General features: G+C 72.1%; 12 protein-coding genes. 5 read left to right on the top strand and 7 right to left on the bottom strand.

Translation table 11 applies throughout. The features are described from left to right. Nucleotides 1-83: 83 nt before the first annotated feature. The gene (gene katG / locus ACWDY5_RS01270; RefSeq protein ID WP_449720366.1) at nucleotides 84-2,285 is read right to left on the bottom strand and encodes a catalase/peroxidase HPI; all 2,202 of its coding nucleotides are present in this window, start codon (nucleotides 2,283-2,285) and stop codon (nucleotides 84-86) included. A 62-nt stretch (nucleotides 2,286-2,347) separates the two neighbouring features. Beyond that, complete coding sequence (locus ACWDY5_RS01265) at nucleotides 2,348-2,776, bottom strand: transcriptional repressor (RefSeq protein ID WP_252478889.1); 429 nt, start codon at nucleotides 2,774-2,776, stop codon at nucleotides 2,348-2,350. A gap of 292 nt (nucleotides 2,777-3,068) precedes the next feature. Between ACWDY5_RS01265 and ACWDY5_RS01260 the strand changes: the two genes are divergently transcribed. Beyond that, nucleotides 3,069-4,271, top strand: a complete 1,203-nt coding sequence (locus tag ACWDY5_RS01260; protein WP_449720365.1) for a glycosyltransferase — start codon at nucleotides 3,069-3,071, stop codon at nucleotides 4,269-4,271. A 41-nt stretch (nucleotides 4,272-4,312) separates the two neighbouring features. Continuing rightward, the gene (helR, locus tag ACWDY5_RS01255; protein ID WP_449720364.1) at nucleotides 4,313-6,502 is read left to right on the top strand and encodes an RNA polymerase recycling motor ATPase HelR; all 2,190 of its coding nucleotides are present in this window, start codon (nucleotides 4,313-4,315) and stop codon (nucleotides 6,500-6,502) included. A gap of 1 nt (nucleotide 6,503) precedes the next feature. Here helR and ACWDY5_RS01250 read toward each other — a convergent pair whose 3' ends face one another. Continuing rightward, complete coding sequence (locus ACWDY5_RS01250) at nucleotides 6,504-7,313, bottom strand: thioesterase family protein (RefSeq protein WP_449720363.1); 810 nt, start codon at nucleotides 7,311-7,313, stop codon at nucleotides 6,504-6,506. Nucleotides 7,314-7,346: 33 nt separating this feature from the next. Between ACWDY5_RS01250 and ACWDY5_RS01245 the strand changes: the two genes are divergently transcribed. Further along, nucleotides 7,347-8,288, top strand: coding sequence for a GNAT family N-acetyltransferase (locus ACWDY5_RS01245; RefSeq protein ID WP_449720362.1), 942 nt, complete (start codon nucleotides 7,347-7,349; stop codon nucleotides 8,286-8,288). Nucleotides 8,289-8,294: 6 nt separating this feature from the next. Here ACWDY5_RS01245 and ACWDY5_RS01240 read toward each other — a convergent pair whose 3' ends face one another. Continuing rightward, nucleotides 8,295-8,864 (bottom strand): D-alanyl-D-alanine carboxypeptidase family protein, encoded by a 570-nt coding sequence (locus tag ACWDY5_RS01240; protein ID WP_449720361.1) that lies wholly within the window; start codon nucleotides 8,862-8,864, stop codon nucleotides 8,295-8,297. Between the two features lie 62 nt (nucleotides 8,865-8,926). Continuing rightward, the gene (locus tag ACWDY5_RS01235) at nucleotides 8,927-9,646 is read right to left on the bottom strand and encodes a LysR substrate-binding domain-containing protein (protein ID WP_449720360.1); all 720 of its coding nucleotides are present in this window, start codon (nucleotides 9,644-9,646) and stop codon (nucleotides 8,927-8,929) included. A 33-nt stretch (nucleotides 9,647-9,679) separates the two neighbouring features. Between ACWDY5_RS01235 and ACWDY5_RS01230 the strand changes: the two genes are divergently transcribed. Further along, nucleotides 9,680-10,060 (top strand): DUF5997 family protein, encoded by a 381-nt coding sequence (locus tag ACWDY5_RS01230; RefSeq protein ID WP_449720359.1) that lies wholly within the window; start codon nucleotides 9,680-9,682, stop codon nucleotides 10,058-10,060. On the opposite strand, the gene ACWDY5_RS01225 is transcribed toward ACWDY5_RS01230, so the two are convergent. Then, complete coding sequence (locus tag ACWDY5_RS01225) at nucleotides 10,057-10,626, bottom strand: TetR/AcrR family transcriptional regulator (RefSeq protein WP_449720358.1); 570 nt, start codon at nucleotides 10,624-10,626, stop codon at nucleotides 10,057-10,059. The two genes, ACWDY5_RS01230 and ACWDY5_RS01225, sit on opposite strands and share 4 nt — an antisense overlap. Nucleotides 10,627-10,749: 123 nt before the next feature. Here ACWDY5_RS01225 and ACWDY5_RS01220 point away from each other — a divergent pair, with 123 nt between their 5' ends. Continuing rightward, complete coding sequence (locus ACWDY5_RS01220; protein ID WP_449720357.1) at nucleotides 10,750-11,670, top strand: alpha/beta hydrolase family protein; 921 nt, start codon at nucleotides 10,750-10,752, stop codon at nucleotides 11,668-11,670. A gap of 50 nt (nucleotides 11,671-11,720) precedes the next feature. On the opposite strand, the gene ACWDY5_RS01215 is transcribed toward ACWDY5_RS01220, so the two are convergent. Beyond that, nucleotides 11,721-12,260, bottom strand: coding sequence for a DUF7282 domain-containing protein (locus ACWDY5_RS01215; RefSeq protein ID WP_449720356.1), 540 nt, complete (start codon nucleotides 12,258-12,260; stop codon nucleotides 11,721-11,723). Nucleotides 12,261-12,294: the final 34 nt, after the last annotated feature.

The raw sequence follows: 12,294 nt of genomic DNA, 5'->3' as shown, positions 1-12,294 counted from the left end.
ACCCTATGAGCGCACCCCGACAATCCCTGCCTGCCCCAGCGGGGCCCGGGCCGACCAGCGACCCGGACCCCGCCCAAGGAACCTCAGACCAGGTCGTACCGGTCCGCGTTCATCACCTTGTCCCACGCGGCGACGAAGTCGCGGACGAACTTCTCCTTCGCGTCGTCGCTGGCGTAGACCTCGGCGACCGCGCGCAGCTCGGAGTTCGAGCCGAACACCAGGTCGGCGCGGCTACCGGTCCAGCGCAGCTCGCCGGTGGTGCGGTCGCGGCCCTCGAAGGTCTCCTGGTCCTCCGAGGCCGACTTCCACTCGGTCTCCATGTCGAGCAGGTTCACGAAGAAGTCGTTGGTCAGCGTGCCGGGGGTCGTGGTGAGCACACCCAGCTCGGACTTCTGGTAGTTGGCGCCCAGCACGCGCAGGCCGCCGATGAGCACGGTCAGCTCGGGCGCGCTGAGGTCGAGCAGGTTCGCCCGGTCGATCAGCAGGTACTCGGTGGGCAGGCGGTGGCCCTTGCCGCGGTAGTTGCGGAACCCGTCCACGGTCGGCTCCAGGGCGGCGAAGGACTCCACGTCCGTCTGCTCCTGGGTGGCGTCGGCGCGGCCGGGGGTGAAGGGCACCTCCAGCTGGAAACCGGCGTCGCGGGCGGCCTTCTCCACCGCCGCGCAGCCGCCGAGCACGATCAGGTCGGCCATCGAGACCTGCTTGCCGCCGGTCTGCGCGCTGTTGAACGCCAGCTGGATGCCCTCCAGCACGCGCAGCACCCGCGCCAGCGTGTCCGGCTCGTTGACCTCCCAGGACCGCTGCGGCTCCAGGCGGATGCGGGCGCCGTTCGCGCCACCCCGCTTGTCGCTGATCCGGAAGGTGGAGGCCGAGGCCCATGCGGTGGAGACCAGCTCGGCGGTGGTCAGCTCGGAGGCCAGGATCTGGCCCTTGAGGTTGGCCACGTCGGCCGCCTCGATCAGCTGGTGGCTGACCTCGGGGATGACGTCCTGCCAGAGCAGCTTCTCCTGCGGCACCAGCGGGCCGAGGTAGCGCTGCAGCGGGCCCATGTCGCGGTGGGTCAGCTTGAACCAGGCGCGGGCGAAGGCGTCCGCGAACTCCTCCGGGTGCTCCAGGAAGCGCCGGGAGATCGGCTCGTAGATCGGGTCGAAGCGCAGCGCCAGGTCGGTGGTGAGCATGGTCGGCGGCCGGGACAGCGAACCGTCCTCGGGGTCGGGCACGGTGTTGGCGCCCGCGCCGTCCTTGGGCTGCCACTGCCAGGCGCCTGCCGGGCTCTTGGTCAGCTCCCACTCGTAGCCGAACAGGTTCTGGAAGAAGCCGTTGCTCCACTGGGTCGGGGTCGCGGTCCAGGTGACCTCGAGGCCACTGGTGATCGCGTCCCGGCCCTTGCCGCTGCCGAAGCTGTTCTTCCAGCCCAGGCCCTGCTCCTCGATGCCTGCGCCCTCGGGCTCGGGCCCGACGTACTTGTTCGGGTCGGCCGCGCCGTGCGCCTTGCCGAAGGTGTGGCCACCGGCGATGAGCGCGACGGTCTCCTCGTCGTTCATCGCCATCCGGCCGAAGGTGTCGCGGATGTCGCGCGCGGAGGCCAGCGGGTCCGGGTTGCCGTTGGGGCCCTCCGGGTTGACGTAGATCAGGCCCATCTGCACCGCGGCCAGCGGGTTCTCCAGCTCGCGGTCACCGGTGTAGCGCTCATCGCCCAGCCAGGTGCGCTCCGGGCCCCAGTACACGTCCTGGTCCGGCTCCCACACGTCCGCGCGGCCACCGGCGAAGCCGAAGGTCTTCAGGCCCATGGTCTCCAGGGCGCGGTTGCCCGTGAAGATCATCAGGTCCGCCCAGGAGATCTTGCGGCCGTACTTCTTCTTCACCGGCCACAGCAGGCGGCGCGCCTTGTCCAGGTTGCCGTTGTCCGGCCAGCTGTTCAGCGGGGCGAAGCGCTGCATGCCCGCGCCGGCTCCACCGCGGCCGTCCTGCACGCGGTAGGTGCCCGCGCTGTGCCAGGCCATCCGGATCATGAACGGGCCGTAGTGCCCGAAGTCCGCGGGCCACCACTCCTTGGAGGTGGTCAGCACCTCGTCGACGTCCCTGGCCAGGGCGTCCAGGTCGACGGTCTGGAACTCCGCGGCGTAGTCGAAGTCCGCGCCCATCGGGTTGGCCACCGGCGAGTGCTTGCGCAGGATGCTCAGGTTGAGCTGGTTCGGCCACCAGTCACGGTTGCTGCCACCCTCGGTCGGATGGCTGAAGCGGCCGTGGGCGACGGGGCACCCGCCGGCCTCCTCCACGTTCATGTCTCCAACAACGGCGTCTGGGCTGTCAGCCACGGGAATCCTTCCGAAATCTCAAGCGGTGCTCAGGAACTGGTGGTGGAACAGTCGGGGCACACGCCCCAGTAGATGACCTCGGCCTCGTCGATGGCGAACCCGTGGTCCTCGGCGGCGGTCAGGCAGGGCGCCTCGCCGACGGCGCAGTCCACATCGACGATCGCGCCACAGGACCGGCACACGAGGTGGTGGTGGTTGTCCCCCACGCGCGCCTCGTAGCGGGCCACCAGCCCCGGCGGTTCGATCCGCCGCAGCAGTCCGGCCGTGGTGAGCGCGCGCAGCACGTCGTACACGGCCTGGTGGGACACCGCCCCGAGGTCGGCCCGCACAACACCGAGGATCGAGTCCGTGTCGGCGTGCGGGTGCTCGTGCACCGCGGACAGCACCGCCAGCCGGGGCCGCGTCACGCGCAGTGACACTCCCCGCAACATGCGCTCGAAGTCCGAAGTGGTGGGCACAGCCGCAGTCTTGCGCATTTTCTGGAATGAATCAAGTTTACGGTCCGAGGGTGCCGTGGACCACGCACGGGAGCGGCTCGGGACGCGTGGCGCCGAGCCTGCGGAACAGTGGGTGTGATCATGGCAGTGGCGGCGGAACCGGGACGCGATGGTCCCCCTCAACGCACAAAAGGAGCGTGCCCGCTCCTTTCCACCTTCAACTTATAGCGCACCGGGGGTCTTGCGGCAAGGCCCCACTCATGCCGCACAATCACCGCCCTAAGCCGGTTACCTGCGAAAATGGAGTCGCTCTGTGCGAGTGTTGGTGTCGACGTACGGGTCGCGCGGGGATGTGGAGCCGCTCGTGGGACTCGCGGCGCGGTTGCGCGGACTCGGCGCGGAGGTGCGGGTGTGCGCGCCGCCGGACGAGGCGTTCGCGCACCGGCTGGCCGGGGTCGGCGTGGCACTGACGCCGGTCGGCCCGTCCGCGCGCGAGCTGACCAGGGCCGCGCCGCCGCCCTCATCGCTGCCCCGCTACGCCGCCGAGCTGATCGCCACCCAGTTCGAGGTGGTGACCGAGGCGGCGCGGGACTGCGACACGATGGTGGTGACCGGGATGATGCCGGCCGCGGCCGGTGCGCTGTCGGTGGCCGAGAAGCTGGGCGTGCCCGCGGTGTCGGTGACCTTCCAGCAGCTCGACCTGCCCTCGCCGCACCACCCGCCGATGGCCTACCCGGGCTGGCCGCTGCCCGAGGGCGTCACGGACAACCGGGAGCTGTGGGAGTTCAACGCCCGCAGCGTCAACGCGCTCTTCGGCGCGGCGCTCAACGACAACCGGGCCGCCCACGGCCTGCCGCCGGTGCACAGCGTGCGGGACTACGTGCTCGGCAAGCGGCCCTGGCTGGCCTCGGACCCGGTGCTGGACCCGTGGCAGCCCGGCGACCTGGACGTGGTGCAGACCGGCGCGTGGCTGCTGCCGGACGACCGGCCGCTGCCGGCTGAGCTGACGGCGTTCCTGGACGCGGGTGAGCCGCCGGTGTACGTGGGTTTCGGCAGCATGCCCATGCTCGATGCCACCGACCTGGCCGGGGTCGTGGTGGACGCGGTGCGCGCGCAGGGCCGCCGGGTGGTTCTGGGCAGCGGCTGGGCCGAGCTGAGCACGGCCGGGGACCTGGCAGACTGCTTCGTGGTCGGCGAGGTCAACCAGCAGGCGCTGTTCGGGCGGGTGGCCGCGGTGGTGCACCACGGCGGCGCCGGCACCACGACCACGGCCGCCCGCGGCGGGGTGCCGCAGGTGGTGGTGCCGCAGCGCGGGGACCAGCCGTACTGGGCCCGCCGGGTCGCCGAGCTGGGCGTCGGCGCGGCCCACGACGGTCCGGTGCCGACCTTCGAGTCGCTCTCCGGCGCGCTGCGCGTGATCCTCAACGAGGGGACCCGGGCCAGGGCCCGCGCCGTGGCGGGCATGATCCGCACCGACGGGGTGACCGTGGCCGCGTCGCTGCTGCTCAACGCGTGAACCGTGCAACCGAAGTCCAGTTCGGCAGTTGTGAGGGGTATTTGTCCATTCAGGGTTACGACGAGGAACTGCGCTCCGAGCGGGACTACGTCGCCGGTCTCTACGAGCGGCTGGACGAGCTGCGCACGCGCGCGCAGGACGGGTACACCGCGGCGCTGGGCGGCACCGGCGGCACCCCGATGGAGCGGGATGTCGAGGTGCGCGCGCGGGCCAGGGAGGTCAAGCGGCTGTCCGTGGCCGACAACGGGCTCTGCTTCGGCCGGTTGGACACCCTGGCCGGCACGCACGCCTACATCGGCCGGATCGGGCTGTTCGACGAGGACAACGAGTACACGCCGGTGCTGGTGGACTGGCGGGCCCCGGCCGCGCGCGCGTTCTACGTGGCCACCGGCGCGAACCCGGAGAACATCCGCAGGCGCCGCCAGTTCCACACCAGGGGCCGCGAGGTGCTCTCCTTCACCGACGAGGTGCTGGGCCGTCCCGATGGCGCGCAGAGCGGGGACGCGGCGCTGCTGGCCGCGGTGAACGCGCCGCGCGGCGAGGGCATGCGCGACATCGTGGCCACCATCCAGGCCGAGCAGGACGAGATCATCCGGCTGGACCACCCCGGCGTGGTGGTGATCGAGGGCGGGCCCGGCACCGGCAAGACCGTGGTGGCGCTGCACCGGGTCGCCTACCTGCTCTACACCCAGCGCGAGCGGATGGAACGCCACGGTGTGCTGGTGATCGGCCCCAACCCGGCCTTCCTCAACCACATCGGCCGGGTGCTGCCCTCCCTCGGCGAGACCGACGCGGTGTTCATGACCACCGGCGACCTGGTGCCCGGCCGGCACGTCACCGCCGAGGACGGCCCGGAAGTGGCGCGGCTCAAGGGTTCGCGCACGATCGTCGACGTGCTCAGCGCGGCGATCACGGACCGGCAGCGGCTGCCGGCGGAGCCGGTGACCATCGAGCTCGACGACGTCACCGTACGGATCGACGCCGGGGTCGCCGAGTGGGCCAGGGACGAGGCGCGCGCGAGCGTGCAGCCGCACAACGAGGCCAGGGTGAAGTTCGTCGAGATCCTCACCTGGGCGCTCACCGAACGCGCCATCGCCCGGATCGGCAAGGGCTGGCTGACCAGGGAGAACCGCAAGGAGTGGGAGCGGCTGCGGAAGGTCCTGACCAAGCAGCTGCTGGCGAACGAGACCTTCACCGCCGCCGTTGAGGAGCTCTGGCCGCTGCTCACCCCGGAGTCCCTGCTGTCCTCGCTGTTGTCCTCCCGCGAGCGGCTGCGCGCCGCGGGCGGGGACCAGGCGCTGTGGCGGGCCGACGGCGCGGCCTGGACCGTCTCGGACGTGCCGCTGCTGGACGAGCTGGTCGACCTGCTGGGCCGGGACAAGGCCGCGGACCTGGCGGCTGAGCAGGCCGCCGAGCGGGCGCGCAAGGCCGAGGCCGAGTACGCCGGCAAGGTGCTGGACATGCTGGTGCGCCGCGAGGACTCGATGGACGACGAGGACCACCTCTTCGCCCACGACATGCTCTACAACGAGGACCTGGCCGACCGCTTCGTCGAGCGGGACACCCGCACCCTGGCCGAACGCGCCGCCGCGGACCGGGACTGGACCTACCGGCACGTGGTCGTCGACGAAGCCCAGGAACTGTCCGAAATGGACTGGCGAGTCCTGATGCGGCGCTGCCCGAACCGCTCGTTCACCATCGTCGGCGACCTCGCCCAGCGCCGCTCGCCTGCCGGGGCCAACTCCTGGGGCGAGATGCTGGACCGGTACGTGCCGGGCCGCTGGGTCTACCGGTCGCTGACGGTGAACTACCGCACCCCCGCGGAGATCATGACCGTCGCCGCGTCCGTGCTGGCCCAGTTCGCGCCGGAGGTCCAGCCGCCGGAGTCGGTCCGGGCCTGCGGCGTGCGGCCGTGGTCCCGGCGGGTCACCCGCGACGAGCTGGCCACCGCCATCGAGGAGTTCGTGCGGGCGGAGGCGGGCCGGGAGGGCACCAGCGTGGTGATCGGCCCACCGGGGGTGCCGGGCACGGTGCCGGCCTCGGAGACCAAGGGCCTGGAGTTCGACGCCGTGCTGGTGGTGGACCCGGACCGGATCCTCAACGACGGCCCGCGCGGCGCGGCCGAGCTGTACGTGGCGCTCACCCGCGCCACCCAGCGGCTCGGCGTGCTGCACCAGGGCCCGCTGCCCTCGGCGCTGACCGGGCTCGTCGAGCAGGAGCAGCTGGTGTAGCTCAGCCGGGCAGCCGCACCGAGGCGATCTGGGTGCCCTGGGCGACCAGCCGGTCCTTGCTGTCCCAGGCGGCAACGGTCACATCGACGTGACCGTTGCCGAGCTCCGCCGCCGCGGCCCGCAGCCGGATCGGTCCCGGCGCGGGCAGCGCGCGGAGGTAGGCGGACAGCTGCACGGTCGGGGTCCAGCCGTACACGCCGAGGTCGTAGGTCACCGGCGGCAGGCAGTCCACGGCGAGCACCAGGCTCAGCGGGTCCCAGTCCGAGCCGTCGGCCAGTCGCATCCACCCGGCCAGCTCGGCCCGGCCGCTGGGGTTGCCGGTCAGGAAGCCGAGACCGGCTGGATCGAGGTACTGCTCGACCTGCTCCAGGATGTGGATCCGCAGTCCGCCGCGCTGGTCCATCACCGGCGAGCGCGGGCACTCCGCCAGCGGCGGCAGCGCCGGCGGCTTCGAGGCCGACCAGAACGGGTCCTCGTCGCTGAGCCGCCCCAGGGTGACCAGCGCCTCCACCCTGGGCAGCCCGTCCTGGCTGAGCCGGGCCCGCACCTGGGTCGCGGCGCGGCCTGCCCGCAGCACCTCGGCGGTGACCACCGCGGGTCCGGGCGCGCCGCGCTGGAGGAAGGAACCGCTGATCGCGGTGACGTGCGGATGCGCCTGTCCGGCCAGCTCGGTGGCCGCGCGGCCGAGCACGGCGAGCAGGTAGCCGCCGTTGGGGATGTCCTCCAGCCCCCAGCCCTGGTCTAGCACCACGTCGAAGTCCTGCGTGCCGGCCCGCCGGGTCACCGCGGTCGCGCTCTGAAAATCCCCCATACGAGGCAGTCTAAGCCCGTACAGTGCCGCGCCATGGCGAACGTGGAGCTGATGACCGCCGCGGACGTGCGGCTCATGCAGGGCCTGGCACAGCGGGTCACCGCCCTCCGCCCCGAACTGGTGAACAGCGACGCCTCCTACGGCGAGCTGGCCTGGAACTGGGGCAAGGGCCACGCCGCCGACGGCGCGAGCTGGCCGCGTCAACTGTGGTTCGCCGACGGGGACCTGGTGGCCTGGGGCTGGGCGCACCTGCCGCGCCAGGTCAGGCGGAACGACGGCTCGGTCAAGGACATCACCGGGGCCTACCTGGCCTACCAGGTCCATCCCGAGCACGCCGAACTGGTCGACGAGGTGATCGACTGGTACGACCGCACCGCGGCGGGCCTCGAGCGCACGGTGCTGCCCAGCGCCGCCGACGAGCACGCCCTGACCCGGTGGGCGGCGCACGGCTACCAGCCCGACGCCGCCGCACTCGGCGACACCGGCGACTGGACCCAGCTCAACGAGCGCGACCTCACACACATCGAAACGCCGGTGCTGCCGGACGGGTTCCGCTTCCGCACCGCCGAAGAAGCTGGCCCGGAAGCCGCGGTCGAGGCCCACGTGGACGCCTGGGCTCCCACCACCTACACCGCCGAGAGCTACCAGGGCGTCCGACTGACGGCTCCGTATCGCGGCGACCTGCACGTCCTGGTGGAAGCGCCGGACGGCACCATGGCGGCCTCGACGATCATGTGGCTCGACGAGGTGAACAAGACCGCCGAGTTCGAGCCGGTCGGCACGCACCCTGGCTACCGGCGGCTGGGGCTGGCCAGGGCGATGCTGCTGCACGGGATGCACCTGGCCCGGGCGGCGGGGGCCACCCACATGACGGTCGCCTGCCTGGGCGCGCCGGGACATCCCAGGGCGCGCGGGCTGTTCTACGGCGTCGGGTTCCGGGAGCTGGTCCGGGACGCGCCGCTGATCAAGACCTGAGGGCGGTCAGCTGCCGGTGGCGCTGGGCAGCAGGGCGGGGCAGCCCGCGCTCACGTAGCCCGGGTCGTACTCGAAGTGCCACTGCTCGTTGGCGTACCGGCGGCACCAGCCCACCTCGCGGCCGTTGCGCTCCACCCAGACCGCGGAAGCGATCGGCTGGATGTCCACCGCGATTCCCTTGACGTGCATGGACTTCTCCGGCGGCAGCACGTACTTGGCGGCCAGCTCCTTGGTGCCGAAACGCCGTACCGCGTCGGCGAACTCGCGCTCCTGCTGGCCGACGCTGCGCTTGCCGTCCTGCACGCACAGCTTCACGTTCGCCGCCGCGGCCTTGTCCCGCAACCGCTGCCAGGCCGCGGCCACATCGTCACGCAGGCCCTCGGGCTGTTCGTCGACATAGCGCTGGTCGAGCTGGCAGGGCGGGCCCTTCTCCGGGCCGGGGATGCCTTCGACCAGGGCCAGTGGCTGGCCGGTGATCGGGTCGTTGACGAAGGTCACCTGGCCGGTCGCGCCCAGTGTCGCCACCGCGGCCACCGCGAGCATCAGGGCCAGCAGCAGGCCGATCTGGGTACGCACCCGGCCCAACGTACCCACGCCCGGGCGGTTTGCCCCAGGTTTGGTGTTCTCGCCCACAGGAGTTACCTGCTGCGCCGAGGTTTCCGGTTCCGGCCACCACCGCGGGTGGTGTCCCGCCGCACGACTTGGGTCCGCGCCGGCTTCTTCTGCTTCGCCGGTGCCGGGGGCTGCGGCACACCGCGGGTGCTGTTGACCGTTCGGCCCCGCACGATCCCGATGAACTGCTCGGTCAGCTCGGTCCCGCCGTCCGCCAACCAGGCCAGCGCCACCTGTGAGGCCGGGGCCTCGGTCAGCGGGCGGAAGGTGAGGTCCTTGCGGTGGTGCAGCCGGGCCAGCGACTGCGGCACCACCAGCAGTCCCACCCCCGCGGCGACCAGCTCGACCGCCATCGCGGTGGTCTCCGGCCGCTCCCGGGCGGGATGGCCGGGCGGGGCGGTCCAGTCCAGGGTGTCATCCAGCGGGTGCAGCACGATGGCCTCGTCCAACTGCTCGCGCGAAATCTCCTCACCCTCGGTGAACGGGTGCTCCTTGGGCAGCACGACCACGGTGGTCTCGGTGTAGAGCGGGATGGCGTGCAGCCCGTCCCGGTCCACCGGCAGCCGCAGCAGCACCGCGTCCGCCGCGTCCGCGCGCAGCAGCTCCGCGGCCTCGGCGGCGGGCACCGCAACCAGGCTCAGCGGCACGTCGGGCAGGCGCTCCTGCCAGGTTCGCACCCACTTGGCCGGGGTCGTGCCGGGGACGTAGCCGAGGCGGAACGACGAGGGGGTGTCCGAACCAGTCACGGTGTGCAGATTACCGGCCGATATCCTGGGCACATGACACCGCGCAAGACCTCCCAGACGATGAAGCCCGCGACCGCGGCGAAGAAGCTGGGCGTGTACCTCCCGGCCACCCCGGCTGAGTTCCAGGAGGGTGTCGTCTCGCGCGATGAGCTCAACGCCCTGCAGACCGACCCGCCGGAGTGGCTGCGCGACCTGCGCCGCAACGGCCCGCACCCACGGCCCATCCTCGCGCTCAAGCTGGGCATCTCCATCGGCGGCCTGGCCCGCGGCGGCATCACCGAGGCGCTCACCACCGCCGAGGTGGAGGCGCTGAAGACGGAGAACCCGGAGTGGCTCCAGCAGGAGCGCGCCACCCAGGCCGAGGTGCGCCGCGAGGCGGCCCGGCTGAAGGAAGAGGCGGACAAGCGCGGCTAGGCCGCCAAGCCTCTGAGCAGCAGTTCCACCAGTCGACTGGGGTCGTAGCGCGGGTCGGTGTCCCGCCCGGCGCACAGGTTGCCGATGCCACGCATCAGCTCGTAGGCCTGCGTGCCGGGCCTGATCTCGCCTGCCTCGACCGCGGCGTCGAGCAGCTGCGCGCACACCGGCACCAGCCGGTCCAGGAAGTAGGCGTGCAGCGTCTCGAACCCGCCGCTGTCGGACTGCAACGCGTTGGCCAGCCCGTGCTTGGTGACCAGGAAGTCCACGAACAGCTCGGCCCACCTCCGCAGCGCCGCCAGCGGTGAGCCGGTCTCGGCCAGCAGCGCCGGGCCCGCCTCCGCGCAGGCCTCGACCTGGTGCCGGTAGACCGCCACGACCAGGTCCGCCCTGGTCGGGAAGTGGCGGTAGATGGTGCCCATGCCGACCTCGGCCTTGGCCGCGATCTCCCGGATCGGCGCGTCCACGCCGGAGCTGACGAACACCGCGGCGGCCGCGGCCAGCAGGGTCTGCTGGTTGCGCACCGCGTCGGCCCGCTTGCTCCGGGGCTGGCCTGCTGTGGACACACGCTCTCCTTCCGCACGAGCCCGTTGACAAAACGGAACAGCGCTCCGTATCGTTCCGGAACGTCGCTCCGTTTGAGCGTAGCCGAGCGCTCGGCCATCCACCCAGTCAAGGGAAAACACATCATGCGTGAACCGACCGCCGTGCTCTCGGTCAGCCCCGTGGTGCTGCCCGCGCCCGGCCGTGCCGTGGACCTCCAGCTCCGCGTCTCCGTGCCCGTCACCGGCGAGAACCTGCCGATCATCCTGCTCTCCCACGGCCAGGGACACTCCAACCACCTGTCCTCGCTCAACGGCTACGCGCCGCTCGCCCACTACTGGGCCGCACACGGTTTCGCCGTCTTCCAGCCCACCCACCTGAGCTCGCGCTCGCTGCGCCTGCCGCCGGAAACCCTTGGCGCGCCGATGTTCTGGCGCTCCAGGGCCGAGGACATGACGCTCATCCTGGACCGGCTGGCCGAGATCGAGGCCGCCGTCCCGCAGCTGCGCGGACGCCTGGACCCGGACCGGGTCGCGGTGGCCGGGCACTCGATGGGCGGCCACACCGCGAGCCTGCTGCTGGGCGCGCGGCTCACCGATCCGGACAACGGCGTTGAGGTGGACCTGGCCGACTCCCGGATCAAGGCGGGCGTGCTGCTGGCCTCGGTCGGCCGGGGCGGCGACGCGCTCACCGAGTTCGTGGCCGAGAGCTACCCGTTCCTGTCCAGCACCAACTTCACCACCATGACCACGCCCGCGCTGGTGGTCGCCGGGGACAAGGACGCTTCGGCGCACCTGACGGTCGCGGGCCCGGACTGGCACGCCGACCCCTACCACCTCTCCCCCGGCCCGAAGGCCCTGCTCACCCTGTTCGGCGCCGAGCACGGGCTGGGCGGGATCTCCGGCTACGACGTGGCCGAGACCACCGACGAGCACCCGGAGCGGGTGGCCGCGGTCCAGCGGCTCACCTGGGCCTACCTGCGCAGCACGCTCTACCCGGGCGATTCCGCCTGGCCGAGCGCGTGCGCGGAGCTGGCGGCCGAGCTCGGCCGGGTCGAGGCCAGGTAAGCGCGAACGGGGCGCCCGGCTCGGGCGCCCCGTCCTCGTTCCGCGGTGGATCAGGCGACGGTGTAACGGAAACCGTCGTCCTCCAGCTCGTCGTCGTGGTCGTCGTCGTCCTGGTCGTCGTCGTACTCGCGGACCGGCGCGTCCTTGGTGGCGTCGAACTTGCCGTCGCCGTCGTCCGTGGTCAGCACGGCGCGCAGCGAGTGGTTGCCCTGGCCGAGCGCCGGGTTCAGGGTGACCGCGAGGTCGCGGTGCGCGCCGGGCGGCACCGGCGCGGAGCCGAGCAGCTTCCCGGACTGGTCGTAGACGGCGACGTGGCCGGCCTTGGGCAGCTCGGCCTCCTCGATCAGCACCTTGACGCCGTCGCCGCGCTGGTCGTCAGCGTCGATCTCGGTGCTGGGGAAGGACACCGGAGCGGGCTGGTTGGGCTGGTTGCCGGGCTGCGCGGTACCGGAGCTCGGGGCCGCGATGCCGTTCGGCAGTGGCGCGGCGGCGCCCGGCGCGGCGCCCGCGCCGCCCGCGCACCCGCTGAGCAGGACCCCCAGCACGCCGGCGGTCGCGATCAGGAACTTGGCACGGTGTTGGTTCGTCATGGCACCCAGTTTTGCCGCGCGACCTGGCGCCAGC

Source organism: Crossiella sp. NPDC003009, assembly GCF_053591555.1.
Note: the sequence above shows the minus strand (reverse complement) of the source record. Positions and strands in the feature narration are given on the sequence as shown.